The organism is Roseateles sp. (assembly GCF_049240545.1).
Classification (GTDB): Bacteria; Pseudomonadota; Gammaproteobacteria; order Burkholderiales; family Burkholderiaceae_C; genus Paucibacter_A.
Window position 1 is genome coordinate 1 of record NZ_JBMLSK010000316.1, and the last position, 19,815, is coordinate 19,815.

Below are 19,815 nucleotides of genomic sequence, written 5' to 3' on the forward strand. Positions count from 1 at the left end.
TCCCGTACACCATCGTGTACCCCAGCGCGACCAGCGCGTACATGCTGCCGAGCACGAGGCCGTTGATGATTTGCTGGAAAAACGTTTCCATGATGCGTCTCCGGTTGGGTAGGCTGGACGGGTAGACCAGTCACCTTTTTCATTGTGCAGGGTTGAAGCGCGAGCTGGCGCGACGCAAAGCCAAAAAAAAGCCCACCGCGAATTCGGCAGGCCTTTGAGTTTGCCTTTTTGCAGCTGCCAAAGCGACCTCTTCTCCTGCAGGCTGCGAACGATTGTAGGAGGCGGTCCACCCTGCGCTTTGAAGGTGTTTACCCGTAGCGCCAGAGGGCAAAAACAGTGCCAAGCAAGCATCAAAGACCTGAGGAAAACTGCCGCTCAGGCATCGCCTTTCTCGTCACTTTTTGCATCACTCAGGGCATCGGCATCCAGCTTGCGAAGAAAGCTCAGCTTCTCGCCAATCTTCAGCTCCAGACCGCGCGGAACGGGCTGATACCAGACAGGATCTGCCATACCCTCAGGCAAATAGCTCTCCCCTGCAGCATAGGCATGCGGCTCATCATGGGCGTAGCGGTACTCATGGCCGTAGCCGAGTTCTTTCATCAGCCGAGTTGGTGCGTTACGCAGATGGACCGGCACCTCGCGGCTCTTGTCTTGCTTCACAAAGGCTCGCGCCTCGTTATAGGCCTTGTAGCCCGCATTGCTCTTGGCGGCCACCGCAAGATAAATCACCGCCTGCCCCAAAGCCAACTCGCCTTCGGGACTGCCTAAACGCTCAAAAGTCAGGGCAGCATCGTTGGCGATTTGCATCGCACGAGGGTCGGCCAGGCCGATATCCTCCCAGGCCATGCGAACGATGCGGCGAGACAAGTAACGGGGATCGGCTCCCCCATCCAACATGCGGCAGAGCCAATACAAGGCGCCGTCAGGATTCGAGCCGCGCACGGATTTGTGCAGGGCCGAGATTTGGTCGTAAAAGTTGTCACCGCCCTTATCGAAGCGGCGCGCATTCAGACTCAGCGCATTGCTGATGAATTCGGCATCGATCTTGACCCGACCAGCGGCTCCTGCGGCCGTATTGCATTGCTCCAGCAGATTCAAAAAGCGGCGTGCATCTCCATCGGCGTAGCCCACCAAGGTGTCGACGGCGGCTTCGTCAAACTGCAGATTGGCGATGACCTTGCTCTGAGCCCGCTTCAACAATTGCTTGAGCTCGGCCTCGGTCAAGGACTTCAGCACATAGACCTGGGCGCGCGACAGCAAGGCCGAGTTCACCTCGAAGGACGGGTTCTCGGTGGTTGCGCCGATGAAGGTGAACAAGCCGGACTCCACATGGGGCAGCAATGCATCTTGCTGCGCCTTGTTGAAGCGGTGGATCTCGTCCACAAACAAAATCGTGTGCTTGCCCTGGGACAGGTATTGCTGGGCGTGCTCCATGGCCCCACGAATGTCTTTGACGCCGGAGAACACCGCTGACAAGGCGATGAACTCACTGCCAAATGCGTGGGCGGTGAGCCGAGCCAGCGTGGTCTTGCCGACGCCGGGCGGGCCCCAAAAAATCATCGAGTGGGCCTTGCCGGACTGAAACGCCAAGCGCAGCGGCTTGCCCTCACCGAGCAGATGAGACTGACCCACCACCTCGTTCAGCGTTTGAGGCCGCAACATCTCGGCCAGCGGGGCGACTGGCTCTTGAGAAAACAAATCCGTCATGGCAATTCGCCCCACACTCTCAGGCTATTGCTCAAGCAGATCAGCCCCAGCCGGCAACACGAACTTGAAAGCCTCAGGCTTCAGCGCCGGATTGGTCACCACGCCACTGAAATCAAGTCGGGAACGCTGACCAAAGCCATCGATGATCTCCAAGGCTGCCAACTCTCGCCCTTTGAAGCCGACCTTCAAAGACTGCACGCCCGACTCGGTTTGACGCGGCAGGGCCTGCACCCATTCCAAGCCGCCCTCGGAACTCAGCGCCTTGAGGGTGAAGTCGCGCTCCAAATTGCCACCGGCCAGCAGGGCCGCTGGCGTGGCGCCCAAGGCCTGGGTCATGCGGCGGGAGCTGGCTTGATTCAAGTCCGCGTCATAGATCCAGACCTTTTGCCCGTCGCCGACGATCAGCTGCTCAAACGGCTTGGTGTAGGCGAACCGGAACTGGTTGGGGCGCTGGAATTCGAACTGACCCGAAGAGCTCTTTTTACGAGCGCCATCGGGGGAGTACACCGTTTGGCTGAATTGTGCGCGAGCACCCTTTACCTCGCGCACAAAGTCGCGCAGCGTTGCTACCGCATCCGCCTGAGCCTGCCCCAGCAAACCCATCAAGGCCGCGATCGCGCCCAACTTGAATCCAAACTTCATTCTTCTCACTCCTCCCGCTTGGGCAACAAGAGATCGCGGTTGCCATTGCTGCCCATACTGGACACCAAGCCGGATTTCTCCATTTGCTCCAGCAGTCGCGCTGCCCGGTTGTAGCCAATGCGCAGATGACGTTGCACCAAGGAGATCGAGGCCCGGCGATGCTGCAAGACGATGGCCACGGCCTGGTCGTACATCGGATCGGCCTCGCCGTCACCACCGCCGGCTCCGCCGCCCTCGCCTCCAGCATCACCATCGAGCACCCCGCCCTCCAGAATGCCTTCGATGTAGTTGGGCTCGCCGCCCTGCTCTTTCAGATAAGTCACGACCCGGTGAACCTCGTCGTCACTGACAAATGCGCCGTGGACACGAATGGGCAGACCGGTGCCCGAGGGCATATAAAGCATGTCACCCATGCCCAGCAAAGCCTCGGCGCCCATCTGATCGAGGATGGTGCGGCTGTCGATCTTGGAGCTGACCTGGAAGGACAAGCGGGTCGGAATATTGGCCTTGATCAGGCCAGTGATCACATCGACCGAGGGTCGCTGCGTGGCCAGGATCAGGTGGATGCCGGCCGCACGGGCTTTTTGTGCCAGGCGGGCGATCAACTCTTCGATCTTCTTGCCGACCACCATCATCAGGTCGGCCAACTCGTCGATGACGACGACGATAAAGGGCAGACGCTCCAGCGGTTCCGGCTCCTCCGGCGTGAGGCTGAAGGGGTTGCCGATCTTCTCGCCGCGCTCGGTGGCTTCGTCGATCTTCTTGTTGTAGCCGGCCAGATTGCGCACGCCCATCTTGCTCATCAGCTTATAGCGGCGCTCCATCTCGCCCACGCACCAGTTCAGCGCGTTGCTGGCCTGCTTCATGTCCGTCACCACCGGCGCCAGCAGATGCGGGATGCCTTCGTAGACGCTCATTTCCAGCATCTTGGGGTCGATCAAGATCAGGCGCACATCGCGCGCCTCGGCCTTGTAAAGCAAGGACAAGATCATCGCGTTGATACCCACCGACTTGCCCGAGCCGGTGGTACCGGCCACCAGGCAGTGCGGCATCTTGGCCAGATCGGCCACCACAGGCAGGCCGACGATGTCTTTGCCCAGGCCCATGGTCAGCTGCGAGCTGGCATCGGCATAAACCTGGGAGCCCAGAATCTCGGAGAGGCGTATGGTCTGGCGCCGCGCGTTGGGCAGCTCGAGAGCCATGAAGTTCTTGCCCGGAATGGTTTCCACCACGCGGATGGACACCAGGCTCAGCGAACGCGCCAAGTCCTTGGCCAGACCGACGATTTGCGAGCCTTTGACGCCGGTAGCCGGTTCGATCTCGTAACGGGTGATCACCGGGCCGGGCGAGGCCGCCACCACACGCACTTCGACACCGAAGTCGCGCAGCTTCTTTTCGATCATGCGCGAGGTCATTTCCAGGGACTCGGGCGTGACCGAGACCACCTGAACCGGCGCCGAGTCCAGCAAGTCCACTTGCGGAAGCTTGGTATCGCTGGCGTCAGCAAACAAGGTCGACTGCCGCTCCTTGGCCACACGAGTGGACTTGGGCACTTCAAACACGGGCGCCTCGATGACGATGGGGACATGTTCGGCGACAACTTGACGCTCGACCTCCACCACATGTTCATGCAGCCGCTCTTGCACCGCCTGCTCACCCACGCGCTGGTCTTCGGCGATCTCGCGGCGCTCCAGGCGCTGCTCCCGCAAGCGGTCGATGCGGCTGCCCAGTTGCTCGGCCAACTTCAGCCAAGAGAAATTCAAGGCCAAGGCCGCGCCCACCACAGCCAGCACGATGCTGATCACGCCTGAGCCAGCAAAACCGAACACACGCATGCCCAAGGGGCCGAGGGTATAACCCAAAACACCACCGGCATGCCCAGGCAGACGAGACTCCCACAGATACAAGCGGGTCCACTCCAGCGAGCAACTGGCGCACATCAGCAAGACCACGCCCAGCATGCACAAGGCCACGGAGCGAGCGCTCGCGGGGACTCGGGCCTGATCGGCATCGGCTCGCAACAAACCCGCCAGACTACTCAGCCAAGAGCGCAAGCCCACCAACAAGAACCACCAGGCCGAATATCCAAAGCTGAACAAAAGCAGATCGGAAATCCACGCCCCAACCGCACCCATGCGGTTGCCATAAAGCTCATGGCCACCCGAAATCGAAAAGGCAGCATCGCCGCGATCATGGCTGACCAAGGACAGGACCACCAAACACCAAAGCAAGCCACTCAGCACGAGCCAGAGCGGCGTACGCAAAGGGTTGTGTTTGACAGGTGGTGGCGGGGCCGCCTTCTTGCCTTGGCGTTTGTAGACTTTGTCGCTTGCGTCGGGCTGATCGCCGCGCAACAGGGATGCCAGGGGAAAACTCATGCCGCCATTGTGACCTAAGCAAGCATCACTCTCGGGCATGAGCTTCCCTAAAGCTCATGTAGCGAGGGCCAAGGAAACACCCAGTTCGCCAGTATCAAAACACTGGCCAAGCCCAGAAACCCAGGGCCGAATCAGCTCATGGCGATCAGCCGGGGAAGCGTTCCTTGATCACCACCGAACCGTTTTCCAGTGTTTCAATCACGCCGCGCTCTTCCAAGTCTTTCATCACGCGGCTGACCATTTCGCGCGAAGCCCCGACCACCTTGGCCATGTCTTGACGAGACACCTTGCCGCGAATGATCTTCAGCCCCTTTTCGTCTTCAGACATGTCGAGCAAGGTGCGCGCCACGCGGCCATAAACATCCAACAAAGCCAGAGACTCAATCTGGCGATCGGCATTGCGCAGTCGCGCCACCAAGCCCCGCAAAATCGCATAGGACAGGCTGCTGCTCTCGGGCAAGCAACGCGAGAACTCATTGCGGCCCAGCACCAACATATCGGTTTGAACCTCGGCGCGCACGGTGGCCGAATGGGGCTCATGGTCAATCAGACTCATTTCGCCGACATAGTCACCGGGCTGAAGAACCGCCAGAATCACCTCACGGCCACGCGTGTCCGCAGTCAACACCCGCGCCCGGCCGTTCAGCAAAATGAAGAGCGCATTCGACTTGGTGCCTTGCTCGACGATCAACTCGCCGCGCTTGAAACGCCGTTTGACCACGCTGTCCGCGATGGACTGCGCCTGATCGGTGGTGAGCAAGGAAAACAAGGGCACCCTGCGGATCAGGTCCAAATTGGACAGCATCGCCATAAACAGCCTCCATTGACTAAGGTTTGAATTGGCAAGCCAACATCTGTGTGTGGCGATGCCTAGAATGGGCGCATTGTGCCAACCCAGCCCGGCTTTCAAATAGGGTCTAGGCCGGATAAAACCGCCCAGTCTTCTTGATTGACGCAGCCCTAACCTCATATTTCCGTCATGAACCAAGCCACCCAACACCATTCGCTGCTGATTCTGGGCTCGGGCCCAGCCGGCTACACCGCAGCCATTTATGCGGCCCGCGCCAACCTGAAGCCAACCCTGCTGACCGGCATGGCCCAAGGCGGCCAATTGATGACCACCACCGAGGTCGACAACTGGCCGGCCGATGTGATGGGCGTGCAAGGGCCTGAGTTGATGGAGCGATTCCAGAAGCACGCTGAGCGCTTCCAGACTCAAATCGTCTTCGATCACATCAATGCGGTGGACTTCTCCCAGCGCCCCTTCATCCTTAAGGGCGACAGTGCAACTTACACCTGCGACTCCCTCATCATCGCCACCGGCGCCTCGGCCAAATACCTGGGCCTGCCCTCTGAAGAAGCCTTCTCGGGCCGCGGCGTCAGCGCATGCGCCACCTGTGACGGTTTCTTCTACCGTGGCCAAGAGGTTTGCGTGGTCGGCGGAGGCAACACTGCTGTGGAAGAAGCGCTCTACCTAAGCAATATCGCCAGCAAGGTGCATGTGATCCACCGCCGTGACAAGTTCCGCGCCGAGCCCATCCTGATCGACAAGCTGAAGGCCAAGGCCGAGTCCGGCAATGTGGTCCTGCATCTTTGGAACACCCTGGATGAAGTCCTGGGCGATCAAAGCGGCGTGACCGGCGTTCGCATCAAGAGCACCCAAGATGGCAGCACGCAAGACCTGACCCTGCACGGCTGCTTCATCGCGATTGGCCACCAACCCAACACCGACATCTTCAAGGGTCAACTGGAAATGAAGGATGGCTACATCCTGACTCGCAGCGGCTCTAACGGTTTTGCCACCATGACCAGCGTGCCGGGCATCTTCGCCGCCGGCGATGTGCAGGACCATGTTTACCGCCAAGCCATCACCAGCGCTGGCACTGGCTGCATGGCCGCCCTGGATGCGCAACGCTTCCTGGAGCAAGAACAGGGCTGAGGCGAATCAACTGCGGGGCGCACAGAGACACTTCTCAAGTCGCCCTGCAGCAAGGCCCTTCTCAAGCCCCAATCGGCACTAGTGCCGGCCAGATCTGGCGCTCAGTCCAAAAGTCAGCTATACTCTGCGGCTTGCTTGCTGGATGGACCGCACCCTACGGAAGTGATTCTTTGGGTTTAGCTTGCATATAGCGGTCAAATGATTGCCTCAGGATTAGCGCAGAGTGAAGACTCTGCTCAAGCCCTGCCGAGGCAATCGGTCATCAATTCAAACAGGAGAAGCGTCAATGGCACGCGTCTGTCAAGTCACGGGCAAGAAGCCCATGGTGGGAAACAATGTTTCTCACGCCAATAACAAAACCAAGCGTCGCTTTCTGCCCAATCTGCAGTACCGCCGCTTTTTCCTGGAGTCAGAGAACCGCTGGATCCGCCTGCGCATCAGCAATGCTGCACTGCGTTTGATCGACAAGGTCGGTATCGACCAGGTCGTCGCCGATCTGCGCGCCAAGGGCGAGCTCTGATCTAGAACTGAGACTGAAGGAGCACAATCATGGCCAAAGGCGCACGCGAAAAGATCAAGTTGGAGTCGACCGCAGGTACGGGTCACTTCTACACCACTGACAAGAACAAGAAGACCACGACCGGCAAGCTCGAATTCATGAAATTCGACCCCAAGGCTCGTAAGCATGTTCTGTACAAAGAGACCAAGCTGAGATAAGTCAGCACCGACCTCAGGGCCGAAGTCTAGAAAAAACCCGCCAGCGCAAGCTGCCGGGTTTTTTTCATGGCCGCTCCACAATGCCCTCGAATGAGCCCGGTCGGCCACAACAAAGGCCTAGCAAACGAAACCCTCTTTGCGCCCTCTGCAAAGGCATCAGAAGCCACGCACCTCAGCCTGATGCGCCACACCCGGTGAGACACCACAGGCACGATAGAGCCAAGAATCGCCGCACAGCATCAAGCAGATGCCCAGCTTTTCCTCAGACAAAGAAAAAGGCGCACTCGTGAGTGCGCCTTTCTTCAAACCGCGCCCACACAGAGCGCTCACACAAACTCTCGCTAGCCTTTACACGCGAGCAGCGCGCAAGTTCATCGAGAAGTTGCGCAATTCAGCGATACCGCTTTCCTCAGCACGGCGGCACCAAGCCTGCAGATCAACCACCAGTTGCTCTGCCGATACATTCGTTCGGGTCCACAACTGACGCAACTCTTCGCGCATCACCACCAACTTATCGAGCGACGGGCTGGCTGCGCGCAAAGTAGCGATCTGAGTCAGCACCGCTTGAGGGATGCGAGCCTCATCGCGATGCAACCAGCGGCTGGCCGCTTTGAATTGGGCCCACTGAGCACTTTGCTCCTGACCTTGAGCCTTCAGCTTGGCCAACTCGGCCGCGCAAGCCAACTTCAGGCCACGTCCATAACTGGCCATCACCTCGTAGCGATTGGCGATCACGGCTTCCAAGGTGTCTTTGTCGGCCTGCTTGATTTCGCCATGGCGCAGCTTCGGTGCGGTCTTGCGAACCTTGGCCCAGCCCAGCATTTCGAAAGCCCGGATATAGCCCCAGCCGATATCAAACTCATAAGGCTTGACCGAGAACTTGGCCGAAGTCGGATAAGTGTGATGGTTGTTGTGCAACTCCTCGCCACCAATCAAGATGCCCCAGGGTGACACATTGGTCGATGCGTCAGGCGCCTCGAAATTGCGGTAACCCCACCAGTGGCCGAGACCGTTGATCACGCCGGTCGCCCAGACGGGGATCCACACCATCTGAATCGCCCAGATCGTGGCGCCGATCGCGCCAAACAAGGCCAGGTTGATGATGAGCATCAGGCCCACACCTTGCCAGCTGTAGCGGGTGTAGAGATTGCGCTCAATCCAGTCATCGGGCGTACCCAGACCGTATTTCTTGATGGTCTCGGCGTTTTTGGCTTCGGCGCGATAGAGCTCAACGCCGGTCAGCAGCAAGGCCTTCAGGCCGCGTGTTTGCGGGCTGTGCGGATCTTCTTCGGTCTCGCACTTGGCGTGGTGCTTGCGGTGCACCGCCACAAATTCCTTGGTCACCATGCCGGTGGTCAGCCACAGGCACAGACGGAAAAAGTGCGAAGGGATGGGCCCCAGATCCAGCGCTCGGTGCGCTTGCGCACGGTGCAAGAAGATGGTCACCGACAAAATGGTGAAGTGCGTAATGACCAGGGTATAGGCCACCATCTGCCATGCGGACGCATCCAGCAGCCCGTTGGCCAGCCACTGCACCACGGCATCATGTATCGTCATCAAGAAGTTCATCAGTTCCTAACCCTGCCCAAACGATTGGGCACCAAAATGGAATAAGTCGCCCGATTGTAGGCGACACCCCCTAATTTACTGAAGCCGCATCTGCGGGCTTGACCTCACGGCCAAACTCAGCCCCTATACGGAGTCCTTACTGCCGCTCCCACACCGCGGCAAAGAAGCCGTCGGTCTGGTGCCGATGTGGCCACAGGCGCAGATAGCCGTTTTCAGTCAAAGCCTGCGCGCCTTCCACATGGGCTTTGGCCAAGACTTCATCGGCGGCCAGCCGCTTGAACTGGGGATGCGCTGCCTCAAAGGCCTGTGCGATCTCCTCGTTCTCGGCATCCAGCAGGCTGCAAGTGGCATAAACCAAGCGGCCACCCGACTTCAGCAAGCGCGCCGCACTGGCCAAGATCGCTGTTTGTTTGGCTTGCAATTCTTGGATGGCGTGCAAGGACTGGCGCCATTTCAGGTCCGGGTTGCGACGCAAGGTGCCCAAACCCGAGCAAGGCGCATCGACCAACACCCGGTCGATCTTGCCGCTCAAGCGCTTGATGCGCTCATCCCGCTCATGCGAAATCTGCGCCGGGTAGACATTCGACAGGCCGCTGCGCGCCAGGCGCGGCTTCAAGGAAGCCAGGCGATGGCCCGACACATCAAACGCGTAAAGCCGGCCGGTATTGCGCATGGCCGAGCCCAGGGCGAGGGTCTTGCCGCCCGCACCCGCGCAAAAGTCCACCACCATCTCGCCGCGCTTGGCGTCCAACATCAGGGCCAGCAACTGGCTGCCTTCGTCTTGAACTTCAATGCTGCCGCCGGTGAAGATGTCCAGCTTGTTCAAAGCCGGCTTGCCGTGCACGCGCAGGCCCATCGGGGAAAACGGCGTCAGTTGAGCGTCGATATTGGCGGCCTTGAGAATCTCTTGCGCTTCCTCACGCTTGATCTTCAAGGTGTTGACGCGCAAATCCAGCGGCGCCTGCTCATTCATGCTCTCGGCCAGAAGCCAGAACTGCTCCTCACCCAAACGCTCCAACAAAGGCTTGGCCAGCCACTCGGGCAGGCAATGGCGCAGCTTGGCGGGCAAGCCGCTCTTGTCCATCGCTTGCACCTGCTCCAGCCACTGCTTTTCTTGCTCGCTCAGGGCGCCACGCAAGAAAGTGCTGTTGCCCTGCCAAGCCAAGATCGCCAAGCGGCGCTCAGTCGGCCCACTGCCGGACTGGGCGAAATGCTGCAGCAAAGGTCGCTGACGCAGCACCGCATAGGCCGTTTCGGCCAGGGCGTGACGCTCACGTTGGCCCAGGGCCTTGTGTTTACGGAAAAAAGCGGACACCACGCTGTCGGCGGGGCTGTCCAGTTGGAGCACGGCGCGCAGAAGCTCGCAGCTCAGATCAAGAAGGGCATTAGGATGCATGCCCCGATTATCCCTGCTTGTGACACTTGTTCACAAACACCCGCCATGAACGACGATCTTCCCGCCCTGCCCCTGACGCCCACTGGCTTGTATCGCCATTACAAAGGCGGCGAGTACGAAGTGATCGGCGCGGCGCGACACAGCGAAACGCTGGAGCCCTTGGTGGTCTACCGCCCGCTTTACAACGCGACCGGGCTCTGGGTGCGCCCGCACGCCATGTTTTTTGAGTCCTTGGATTTTGAAGGCCAGCGCGTCCCCCGTTTCACGCCTGTGTCAGCAGCAAAGTAGGCATGAAAATCTGGAACCAGCTGAGAGTTCGACCCCGTTTGCTGCTGGCCGTCGGCGCCGGGCTGGGCGCAGCCTGGTTTTGGCCGGCCCATTGGTCGCCGATGACGCGAGGTCTTTTGAGCTGGAACCTCGGCGTGTGGCTTTATCTGGCGATGGTCTTTCGCATGATGCAGATGGCCGACCAACAGCATCTCCAGACCAATTCACGCGCCCAAGCCGATGGCATTGGCACGGTGCTGCTCCTGGCTGTGCTGGGCGCACTGGCCAGCTTAGGCGCCATCACTCTGGAGTTAAGCCAACTGCAGCGAGGCTTGATGACCGAGCAGACTTGGCCCTATCTGCTCCTGGCCCTGGCCACCGTTGCCGGTTCATGGCTCTTGCTGCCGGTCGAGTTTGCACTGGCCTATGCCAGCCTCTATCACACCGGCGCCGACCGACCGCACGGGCTGGAGTTCCCGGGCGAGTTTCCCAAGGGTGAACAGCACCCCGGCTACATCGACTTCATGTACTTCTCAGTCACCTTGGCCGCCACCTCGCAAACGTCGGATGTGGCCGTCAGCGCCCGCCCGATGCGCCGTCTGGTGCTGCTGCACGCGATGCTTTCCTTTTTGTTCAATACCGGCGTACTGGCCTTGGCCATCAACATCCTGGCCGGCTTGATCAAATAAAGGACTGGCTTTCTCCAGCCGTCTGGCACACGACGCCGTTTTCAATCTGCAACTGATCCTGCACAAACCAGCGCACCGCTTGCGGATACATGCGGTGCTCCAGTTTCAGGACCCGAGCAGACAAACTGTCCTCATCATCGCCCGCCTGAACAGGCACCACCGCCTGCGCCACGATGGCGCCATGGTCCAGCTCTGCGGTGACGAAATGCACCGTGGCACCGACAAACTTGCAGCCCATCTCCAAGGCACGGGCATGTGTATGCAAGCCGGTGAACGCGGGCAGCAAAGAGGGGTGGATGTTCAGCATGCGCTCGGCGTAATGCGCGGTGAAAGCCGGCGTCAAGATGCGCATAAAACCCGCCAAGACCAACAAATCAGGCGCGTAGCCATCGATGACTTTTTGCAGCTCCGCATCAAAAACCTCGCGATTCGCAAAAGCCTTGTGATCGACCACGGCGGTGGCAATGCCATGCTGAGCGGCAAAAGCCAGCCCCGCCGCGCCGGGCCGATTGCTAATGACCGCCGCGATGCGGGCCGGCCAGCCTTCAGCGGCACAGGCGCGCACGATGGCCTCCATATTGCTGCCACGGCCGGAGATCAGAATGACAATGCTTTTCATGGGGCGGCAGTGTAGCTGCCTACAATCGCCGACCGGCGCTACTGCGCCTAGAGCGTCTACCGCGCCTTTGCCGCCGCCCCTTCCCGAAGACCATTCATGAGCTCCGACATCAGCCCCGCACCCACCACCCGCCAACGTGTGCTATCCGGCATGCGCCCCACCGGGGCCTTGCACCTTGGCCACTACCACGGCGCGCTGAAGAACTGGGTGCAGCTGCAACGCAGCCACGACTGCTTTTTCTTCGTGGCCGACTGGCATGCATTGACCACACATTTCCAAGACCGCGAAGCGATCGAACGCAATGTCTACGATATGGTGGTGGATTGGCTGGCCGCGGGCATCGACCCCGAACAAGCCACGCTTTTTATCCAAAGCCGCATGCCCGAGCACGCCGAGCTGTTCACGCTGCTTGCCATGAGCACGCCTTCCTCTTGGCTGGAGCGCATCCCCAGCTACAAAGATCAGGTTGAGAAGAATCGCGAACTGGCGACCTACGGCTTCCTGGGCTACCCGCTGCTGCAAGCGGCCGATATCCTGATCTACAAGGCCGCGTTTGTGCCGGTCGGCGAAGACCAAACCGCCCACGTGGAAGTCACCCGTGAAGTGGCACGACGCTTCAACCGCATCTACAGCCCGGAGCAAGCCATCCTGCCGGAGCCGCAGGCTCTCTTGACCGACACCTCGCGCCTGCCGGGCCTGGACGGCCAGAAGATGAGCAAAAGCGCCGGCAATGCCATCGCCATGCGCGATGCACCCGAGGTGGTGAGCGAGAAGATCCGCACCATGCCCACCGACCCACAGCGCGTGCGCCGCAGCGATGCCGGCGACCCAGCCCGCTGCCCGGTGTGGCCCTTGCACCAGATTTACTCGGACAGCGACACCCGCGCCTGGGTGCAAGAGGGCTGCGCCTCGGCCGGGATTGGCTGCCTGGACTGCAAGCAGCCCTTGATCGAAGCCATCCACAAAGAGCAAGCCCCCTGGCGTGAACGTGCCAACGAGTACCTGGCCAAGCCCAAGCAGGTGCAGTGGATTGTGGAAGTGGGCACCGAGCGCGCCCGCGCCGTCGCTCGTAAGACGCTGCGCGAAGTGCGCGCCGCCATCGGCCTGAGCTACTGAGCCCAAGGCGCACAGCATGGCTGGCATTCACATCACCGACATTGAGGCGGCCATCAACTGGTGGCGCGAGCAGCAGCCCTCCCCTGACGGCCTGAGCGCCTGCCCGGAGGTTCGCGCCTTGGCAGAGGTCTACGGCCTGCTGGTCTACTACCGCGAAACCGAATGCGATGAAGACAGCTTGCCGGCGGACGCGAAAGAGGCCTGGTTGGGCTGGTACGCCAGCACGCCCGATGCGCCATGCATCGCCATTTGCTCCACCAGCCAAGGTGATGAAATCTGCAAGGGTTGCGGCCGCAGCTTTGATGAGGTGCAGCACTGGCCCGTCATGAGCCCGGCCGAGAAGCGCATCACCTGGCGGCGCATCTCGATGGAAGCCACCGCCTGGCGCTTCAATCGCTACGCCGAGCGGGCCCGGGAGTTCAAGGGCGCAGACCATCCCCCATCAGCCCCGGCGGGAACTCAGCCTTGAGCCAACCCAAGCCGGCCGGCAGCACACGCATCGACAGCCTGCGCCGCATCGCCCCGCTGGCTTGGCCGGTGTTGATCGGGCAGTTGGCCGTGCTGGGTTTCAGCACGGTGGACACACTGTTGATTGCGCGTTACTCCGCCATTGATCTGGCGGCCTTGGCCGTCGGCAGCGCCATCTACGTCACCGTGTTCGTGGGGCTGATGGGCGTGGTCATGGCTATTTCGCCGATCGTGGGTCGCTTGTTTGGCGCCGGCCAGTTGAAGCAAGCCGGGGATCAGTTTCGCCAAAGCCTCTGGCTGTGCCTGGGTTTGCTGCTCATCGGCGACTTGATCCTTCTTTTTCCGCAGCCCTTTTTGGCCATTTCCCAAACCAGCCCTGAGGTCGAGGCCAAGGTACGCGCCTACCTTTGGGCGTTGGCGTTCAGCTTGCCGGCCACCTTGTTCTTCACCGCCTTCCGGGGCTTCACCGTGGCCGTGTCTCGTCCCAAGGCGGTCATGATTCTGCAGATCAGCGGGCTGGCGGTGAAAGTCCCTCTGAGCATGGTCTTTATCCAGGGCTTCAGTCTCGGCCCTTGGACAATGCCCCCGATGGGCGCACCGGGATGCGGCATCGCCACGGCAATCGCCATGTGGTCGCAAGCCTTGATTGCCTTTGCCCTGCTGCGAAAAGACAGCTTCTACCGCCCCTTCGGCCTGGACGGCGGCCTGTGGCGCCGTCCTCATTGGCCCTCCATCAAGGCCCTGCTCAAGCTGGGCATCCCGATGGGCGGCTCCATTTTGATCGAGGTGACCGGCTTCACCTTCATGGCCATCTTCATTGCCCGACTGGGGTCCACGGCCGTCGCCGGGCACCAGTTGGCCGCCAACCTGATCGCCTTGATGTTCATGCTGCCCTTGGCCTTGGCCAATGCCACCGGCACCCTGGTGGCCCAAAGCGTCGGCGCACATGATGCCGCGGGCGCCAGGCGACTGGGCTGGCACGGGCTGGAGATTGGAGTCTGTCTGTCCTTTCTGGTCGGCGCCTTGATCTTTCTTGGCCGCGAGCAAGTGCTGGGCCTCTACACCCATGACCCGCTCATCATTGCAGCCGCCATGCCCTTGTTGCTGTGGGTCTGGCTGTTCCATGTGGCGGACGCCGGCCAGACCTTGGCCGCTTTTGTGCTGCGAGCACATCACATTGCCACCGCCCCGATGGTGATCTATGCCCTGGCGATCTGGGGTGTAGGTTTGGGCGGCGGCTATTGGGTGGCTTTTGGCCATGCGCCCGAGACGCTGGCGAATCTACAAGGTGCCCGAGGCTTTTGGGCCGCAGCGACCGCAGGCCTGGTAATTTCTGCCCTGGGCCTGAGCGCCTTGCTTGCCTGGGTGCATCGCCAAGAAGAAAACGAGACGCTGGCCGGAAGCTAGGCACGCTGAAAGCAGCTCAGGCGCAAGCCACTGGCGACTGCCAACTGACCGAACAGGCACAGGGATCAGCGGTCTTGCGGCAGTTGCATCACAAACACGCTGCCACCGCCCGCGCGTTCCTCACAGCGGACCTCGCCACCATGTCGCAAAACGATCTGTTTGACCAGGCTTAGGCCCAGGCCCACGCCTCCCGCTTGCTCGGCATGACCCGGCAGTCGAAAAAACGCTTCAAAAATACGTTCACGCATCGCGACAGGCACGCCCGGCCCCCGATCGCACACGCGGAATTCGGCGTGGCCCGTCGTTGCACGCCGCAACTCCAACAAAACCTCATTGCCGCCATAGCGACTAGCGTTCTCGAGCAGATTGCGCAAGGCCCGCCGCAGAAGTCGCTCATCACCTTGCGCGGCCAAGTGCTGCAAACCTGGTGCAGGCAAGAAATCTGCCCCCACACGCGCGGCCTCTTCGGCGCCCAAGACCATCAGATCAACACATTGGCCTTGCAGAGGAGAGGCATTGGCCTCCAGTCGACTGGCCAGCAGCACCTCCTCCACCAACGCATCCAACTCACGAATATTGGCGTGAATCTCTTGACCCAAACGCTCACCCTGAGGTGACTTCATCTCGATCTGGCCGCCTTCGCTCAACATGGAAAAGGCCATCTTCAAGCGTGCCAGCGGGGAGCGCAATTCATGACTCGCATTGGCCAACAAGGACTTCTGCGACCGCAACAGACCTTCAATTTGCTCGGCCGATCGGTTGAAACTTTGCGCCAGCGCGGCGACTTCATCCTTGCCCGCCGCGTCGACGCGGTGGGACAGGTTGCCGGCTCCAAATTGTTCCACGCCGACACGCAAGGCCTCCAAGCGCCGGGTCAAACGGCGAATGACGGGGTACGCGCCGACAGCGACGCCGATGAACAGCAGCACCAAGAAGACCGCCAAGACCTGACCATTCGGCCGAGGACCGAGCAAGGGCAAGGGCATCGTCTGCCCGTCCAGGCGAGCACCCACACCTGGGCCGCCCGGCCCACCCAAGGGGCGGTTACCACGCATCAACTCGATACTGCGACCATCCTTGAGAGGAATGCGCAGCGTCGTAGTCGCGCTTTCGAGTTCCAGCCGACGCTCGAAGGCGAGCGAGGCTTCGATGCGCTGTCCAGACGCATCGTTGAGTGCAATCGCCATGCGCAGACGACGGCCCCATTCCTCGACTGCGGCCGCCTGCTCTTCGCGAGGTGCCTCTGCCGAGGGCAGCGCATGAAACAACAGGTCAGCCATGGCCAACATGCGCTCATTGGCCGTGGCCTCAAAGCCGCCTCGCTCCCTTTCGATATGGCGCTGAAACAGCCAAGCGGAGCCAAAGGCAAAAGCCAACAACAAGACCACCAGGGTCAGGTAAATACGCAGGTAAAGCGATTTCATCCGAGACTCAAACGGGCGCCTTCAAACCGAATCCGCGTCTTGCTTGCGGGCAAACACATAGCCTGCACCGCGGACCGTCAAGACACGCCGCGGCGCCTTGGGATCGTCCTCAATCAATGCGCGAATGCGTGAGATGTGTACATCAATGGAGCGGTCAAAAGCTTCGAGCGGATGGCCCTTGAGCGCATCCATGATCTGATCCCGCGAAAGCACCCGCCCTGGGCTTTGCGCCAACACCACCAACAGATCAAACTGGTGTCCGGTGAAGTCCAAGGGCAGGCCATCTAGCCGCGCCATGCGCGCCGCGAGATCAATCTCCAAACGACCGAATCTCAACACATCACCGGCATCCGAGAGCGGCTCGGTACGACGCAGCAAGGCCTTGATGCGGGCTTGCAACTCGCGCGGCTCGAAGGGCTTGGCCAGATAGTCATCGGCCCCCAACTCCAAACCGAGAATACGGTCCATCGGCTCGCCGCGTGCGGACAGCATCAGCACCGGCAGGCGCCGGGTGTGCGCGGCCGCGCGCAGTTCCCGGCAGAAATCCAGACCATCGCCGTCGGGCAGCATCAGATCCAGCACCAGCAAATCAAAAGAGGCGCCGTTCAAGGCTTCACGCCCCTCAGCCAAGCTGCCAGCCGCATGTACCGCGAAGCCGGCACCACTCAGGTAGTCGCCGAGCATCGCGGTCAGCCGGGCATCGTCATCTATCAGCAGCAGTCTTTGCATCATCACGGATTTGATCAAGGGTCTCGCCATCGGCCTCGCCACGGATCCCGCCTTGCGCGAAGCCATGGGAGGTTGATTCATCAAGGCCTCAAGCATAAGCGAGCCCTCCCGGTTGAACGCGCCCCGATCTCATCGACCCGTTCGGCCTTCGCCATGACGATGCTCCGCCATGCGAGCTTGCATCTTCTTCATGCGCTCGGCCAGCTTTGCGCGCTGCTCAGGACTCAGGACACCGGCCGCCTCCACCATGGCCTGCGTCATGCGCTTGCTGGCAGTTTCGCGCTGCGACTGCATCTGCTGACGCCACACCTCAACGGCGCCCGCATCCACATTGGGCGCAGTGAACAAGGCCATGGCCTGCTCCCGCAGCTGGCGCCCGGCGTCGCGCTGATTCTTCAAGTCCGCCTTGGCGGCATTCATGATTTGCTTGATCTGTGCACGTTGCGCCTCGCTCGCATCCGCGTCTTCCAACAGGCGTTCCATGCGACCCGCCATCATCATGTCGGCGCCACCACCTCGATGCGAGAGCCCGCCGCCCATCGGGCCCATCGCTTGTGCCGCTGCCGCAGCAAGAGACAACAAGGCCACAAGGGAGAGCTGTTTAGCTGAGTTGAAAGTGAAAAGCTTGCCCATGAAGAACTCCTGTACTGGCTGTCGATGGGTTCATCTTCCAAGCCGCAGGTAAGCCTTGCATGCACAAGCGGTAAAGATCTGTGAAGGCATGAAAAAAGGACCCGAAGGTCCTTTTTCTTGGGCTGCCGTAGAAGACTTCTGCCAACAGTTGGCCGCTTTACTTGATTGGCTTGAAACGCATGCGCTTCGGACGCGCACCTTCTTCGCCCAGACGCTTCTTCTTATCGGCTTCGTACTCATGGAAGTTGCCGTCGAAGAAGAACCATTGCGAATTGCCTTCGCAAGCCAGGATGTGGGTGCAGATACGGTCCAGGAACCAGCGATCATGGGAGATCACCATCGCGCTGCCGGCGAATTCCAGCAGCGCTTCTTCCAGCGCGCGCAGGGTTTCAACGTCCAAGTCGTTCGACGGTTCGTCCAGCATCAAGACGTTGCCGCCTTGCGCCAGGGTCTTGGCCAAGTGCAAGCGGCCACGCTCACCACCCGACAGGCTGCCCACCAGCTTTTGCTGGTCATTGCCCTTGAAGTTGAAGCGGCCCAGATAGGCGCGGCTGGGCATCACGAACTTGCCCACCGTGATGTTGTCCAGGCCACCCGACACGTCTTGCCAGACGGTCTTGTCGGCTTCCAGGCTGGCACGGCTTTGGTCCACGAAAGCCATCTTGGCGGTCTTGCCGATCTTGACGGTGCCGCTGTCCGGGGTCTCGGTGCCTTGCAGCATGCGGAACAGCGTCGACTTACCAGCACCGTTGGGGCCGATGATGCCGACGATGGCGCCGGCCGGCACCTTGAAGCTCAGGTTGTCGATCAGCACGCGGTCGCCGAAGCTCTTGCTGACGTTTTCGAACTCGATCACTTCATTGCCCAGACGCTCGGCCACGGGGATGAAGATTTCGTTGGTGACGTTGCGCTGTTGGTATTCAACGTCCGACAGCTCCTCGAAGCGGGCCAGACGCGCCTTGCTCTTGGCCTGACGGCCCTTGGCGTTGGAGCGCACCCACTTCAGTTCTTCCTTCATCGCCTTCATGCGGGCGTCTTCGGACTTCTGCTCGCCTTCCAGGCGCTTTTCCTTCTGGTCCAGCCAGTCGGAGTAGTTGCCCTTCCATGGGATGCCGTGGCCGCGGTCCAGTTCCAAGATCCACTCGGCCGCGTTGTCCAGGAAGTAGCGATCGTGGGTGATGGCCACCACGGTGCCAGGGAAGCGCTGCAGGAACTGCTCCAGCCACTCCACCGATTCGGCGTCCAAGTGGTTGGTCGGCTCGTCAAGCAGCAGCATGTCGGGCTTGCTCAGCAGCAAGCGGCACAGCGCCACGCGGCGCTTTTCACCACCGGACAGCACGCCGATCTTGGCGTCCCAGGGCGGCAAGTTCAGCGCGTCGGCCGCCAACTCCAGCTGCAAGTCGGTGTTTTCGGAGCCTGCGGCGGCAATGATGGCCTCCAGCTCGCCCTGCTCGGCGGCCAGTGCGTCAAAGTCCGCATCCTCTTCGGCATAAGCGGCATAGACCTCGTCCAAGCGCTTCTTGGCCGCCAAGACGCCGCCAATGCCCTCTTCCACCGCTTCGCGCACGGTCTGTTCGGCGTTCAGCTCGGGCTCTTGCGGCAAATAGCCGATCTTGATGCCCGGCATGGCCATGGCCTCGCCTTCGTACTCCTTGTCCACACCGGCCATGATCTTCAGCACGGTGGACTTGCCGGAACCGTTGACGCCCAGCACGCCGATCTTGGCGCCGGGGAAGAAAGACAGCGAGATGTCCTTCAGGATGTGGCGTTTCGGAGGCACCGTCTTGTTCAGACGGTTCATGGAATAGACGTATTGCGCCATGGCGGAGGGTTCCTGTCCTGGAGTTTTCGAGAGTTTTTGCGGGGCTGCGGGACCTTGTGGGCAGGCGCGAGCGCTGCCGGCCCGCCGCGAATGCCAATTTGGCAAGACGCGAAACGACGTATTGTCGCAGCTTCGCCGCCCCGACTCGGCGCATAGGCGTCACAAGTTCACAAGCCAGCCCTGGGCGAGGCCCTGCAAAGCCGCTTGACCCCCGAGTTTCCCCTGGGTTTTCCTAGGGGGCAGCTATACTGCGGGCCTACGCCGCGGCTACCAGTCTTCCGCGGCGTTCCTTT

19 protein-coding genes are annotated in these 19,815 nt (G+C 60.8%); 8 read left to right on the forward strand and 11 right to left on the reverse strand.

The features are described from left to right. Positions 1–375: 375 nt before the first annotated feature. From ACOVRJ_RS19555 to ACOVRJ_RS19570, 4 genes are all read right to left on the reverse strand, one after another. Positions 376–1,707, reverse strand: a complete 1,332-nt coding sequence (locus ACOVRJ_RS19555) for a replication-associated recombination protein A (protein WP_422045500.1) — start codon at positions 1,705–1,707, stop codon at positions 376–378. Between the two features lie 24 nt (positions 1,708–1,731). After that, positions 1,732–2,349, reverse strand: a complete 618-nt coding sequence (lolA, locus tag ACOVRJ_RS19560) for an outer membrane lipoprotein chaperone LolA (RefSeq protein ID WP_422045501.1) — start codon at positions 2,347–2,349, stop codon at positions 1,732–1,734. Positions 2,350–2,354: 5 nt separating this feature from the next. Continuing rightward, positions 2,355–4,727 carry a DNA translocase FtsK gene (locus tag ACOVRJ_RS19565; RefSeq protein WP_422045502.1) on the reverse strand — a complete coding sequence of 791 codons (2,373 nt, stop codon included), beginning with the start codon at positions 4,725–4,727 and terminating at the stop codon, positions 2,355–2,357. Positions 4,728–4,872: 145 nt separating this feature from the next. Next, a complete protein-coding gene (locus ACOVRJ_RS19570) occupies positions 4,873–5,538 on the reverse strand; it encodes a Crp/Fnr family transcriptional regulator (protein WP_422045503.1) in 666 nt (221 codons plus the stop codon). Between the two features lie 168 nt (positions 5,539–5,706). On the opposite strand from ACOVRJ_RS19570, the gene trxB reads away from it, so the two are divergent. The 3 genes from trxB to rpmG all read left to right on the forward strand — a co-directional run bounded on the left by trxB (position 5,707) and on the right by rpmG (position 7,383). Next, positions 5,707–6,666 carry a thioredoxin-disulfide reductase gene (gene trxB / locus ACOVRJ_RS19575; protein ID WP_422045504.1) on the forward strand — a complete coding sequence of 320 codons (960 nt, stop codon included), beginning with the start codon at positions 5,707–5,709 and terminating at the stop codon, positions 6,664–6,666. Positions 6,667–6,952: 286 nt separating this feature from the next. Next, complete coding sequence (rpmB, locus tag ACOVRJ_RS19580; RefSeq protein WP_263540172.1) at positions 6,953–7,186, forward strand: 50S ribosomal protein L28; 234 nt, start codon at positions 6,953–6,955, stop codon at positions 7,184–7,186. Positions 7,187–7,215: 29 nt separating this feature from the next. Beyond that, positions 7,216–7,383: a 50S ribosomal protein L33 gene (rpmG, locus tag ACOVRJ_RS19585; protein WP_263532261.1), complete on the forward strand. Its 168-nt coding sequence runs from the start codon at positions 7,216–7,218 to the stop codon at positions 7,381–7,383. A 348-nt stretch (positions 7,384–7,731) separates the two neighbouring features. Here rpmG and ACOVRJ_RS19590 read toward each other — a convergent pair whose 3' ends face one another. Continuing rightward, on the reverse strand, positions 7,732–8,940 hold the full coding sequence (locus ACOVRJ_RS19590; RefSeq protein WP_422045505.1) for a DesA family fatty acid desaturase: 1,209 nt from the start codon (positions 8,938–8,940) through the stop codon (positions 7,732–7,734). Positions 8,941–9,088: 148 nt separating this feature from the next. After that, positions 9,089–10,348 carry an RsmB/NOP family class I SAM-dependent RNA methyltransferase gene (locus tag ACOVRJ_RS19595; protein ID WP_422045506.1) on the reverse strand — a complete coding sequence of 420 codons (1,260 nt, stop codon included), beginning with the start codon at positions 10,346–10,348 and terminating at the stop codon, positions 9,089–9,091. A gap of 45 nt (positions 10,349–10,393) precedes the next feature. Here ACOVRJ_RS19595 and ACOVRJ_RS19600 point away from each other — a divergent pair, with 45 nt between their 5' ends. Both ACOVRJ_RS19600 and ACOVRJ_RS19605 read left to right on the forward strand, forming a co-directional pair. Further along, positions 10,394–10,636 (forward strand): DUF1653 domain-containing protein, encoded by a 243-nt coding sequence (locus tag ACOVRJ_RS19600; RefSeq protein ID WP_422045507.1) that lies wholly within the window; start codon positions 10,394–10,396, stop codon positions 10,634–10,636. Between the two features lie 2 nt (positions 10,637–10,638). Continuing rightward, positions 10,639–11,304 (forward strand): DUF1345 domain-containing protein, encoded by a 666-nt coding sequence (locus ACOVRJ_RS19605; protein WP_422045508.1) that lies wholly within the window; start codon positions 10,639–10,641, stop codon positions 11,302–11,304. On the opposite strand, the gene purN is transcribed toward ACOVRJ_RS19605, so the two are convergent. After that, a complete protein-coding gene (gene purN, locus ACOVRJ_RS19610) occupies positions 11,297–11,923 on the reverse strand; it encodes a phosphoribosylglycinamide formyltransferase (protein ID WP_422045509.1) in 627 nt (208 codons plus the stop codon). The genes ACOVRJ_RS19605 and purN overlap by 8 nt on opposite strands. Before the next feature lie 96 nt (positions 11,924–12,019). Here purN and trpS point away from each other — a divergent pair, with 96 nt between their 5' ends. The 3 genes from trpS to ACOVRJ_RS19625 are packed head-to-tail and all read left to right on the forward strand — an operon-like array spanning position 12,020 to position 14,914. After that, a complete protein-coding gene (trpS, locus tag ACOVRJ_RS19615; RefSeq protein ID WP_422045510.1) occupies positions 12,020–13,039 on the forward strand; it encodes a tryptophan--tRNA ligase in 1,020 nt (339 codons plus the stop codon). A 16-nt stretch (positions 13,040–13,055) separates the two neighbouring features. After that, on the forward strand, positions 13,056–13,508 hold the full coding sequence (locus ACOVRJ_RS19620) for a DUF3717 domain-containing protein (protein ID WP_422045511.1): 453 nt from the start codon (positions 13,056–13,058) through the stop codon (positions 13,506–13,508). After that, complete coding sequence (locus ACOVRJ_RS19625; protein ID WP_422045512.1) at positions 13,505–14,914, forward strand: MATE family efflux transporter; 1,410 nt, start codon at positions 13,505–13,507, stop codon at positions 14,912–14,914. Before ACOVRJ_RS19620 ends, ACOVRJ_RS19625 begins: the two co-directional genes overlap by 4 nt. Before the next feature lie 65 nt (positions 14,915–14,979). Here ACOVRJ_RS19625 and ACOVRJ_RS19630 read toward each other — a convergent pair whose 3' ends face one another. The 4 genes from ACOVRJ_RS19630 to ettA all read right to left on the reverse strand — a co-directional run bounded on the left by ACOVRJ_RS19630 (position 14,980) and on the right by ettA (position 19,522). Further along, positions 14,980–16,338: an ATP-binding protein gene (locus ACOVRJ_RS19630; protein WP_422045513.1), complete on the reverse strand. Its 1,359-nt coding sequence runs from the start codon at positions 16,336–16,338 to the stop codon at positions 14,980–14,982. A 21-nt stretch (positions 16,339–16,359) separates the two neighbouring features. Continuing rightward, positions 16,360–17,070: a response regulator gene (locus ACOVRJ_RS19635; protein WP_422045533.1), complete on the reverse strand. Its 711-nt coding sequence runs from the start codon at positions 17,068–17,070 to the stop codon at positions 16,360–16,362. Positions 17,071–17,196: 126 nt separating this feature from the next. Further along, complete coding sequence (locus ACOVRJ_RS19640) at positions 17,197–17,700, reverse strand: Spy/CpxP family protein refolding chaperone (RefSeq protein WP_422045514.1); 504 nt, start codon at positions 17,698–17,700, stop codon at positions 17,197–17,199. 157 nt (positions 17,701–17,857) lie between these two features. Then, positions 17,858–19,522: an energy-dependent translational throttle protein EttA gene (gene ettA / locus ACOVRJ_RS19645; protein WP_422045515.1), complete on the reverse strand. Its 1,665-nt coding sequence runs from the start codon at positions 19,520–19,522 to the stop codon at positions 17,858–17,860. Between the last annotated feature and the right edge of the window lie 293 nt (positions 19,523–19,815).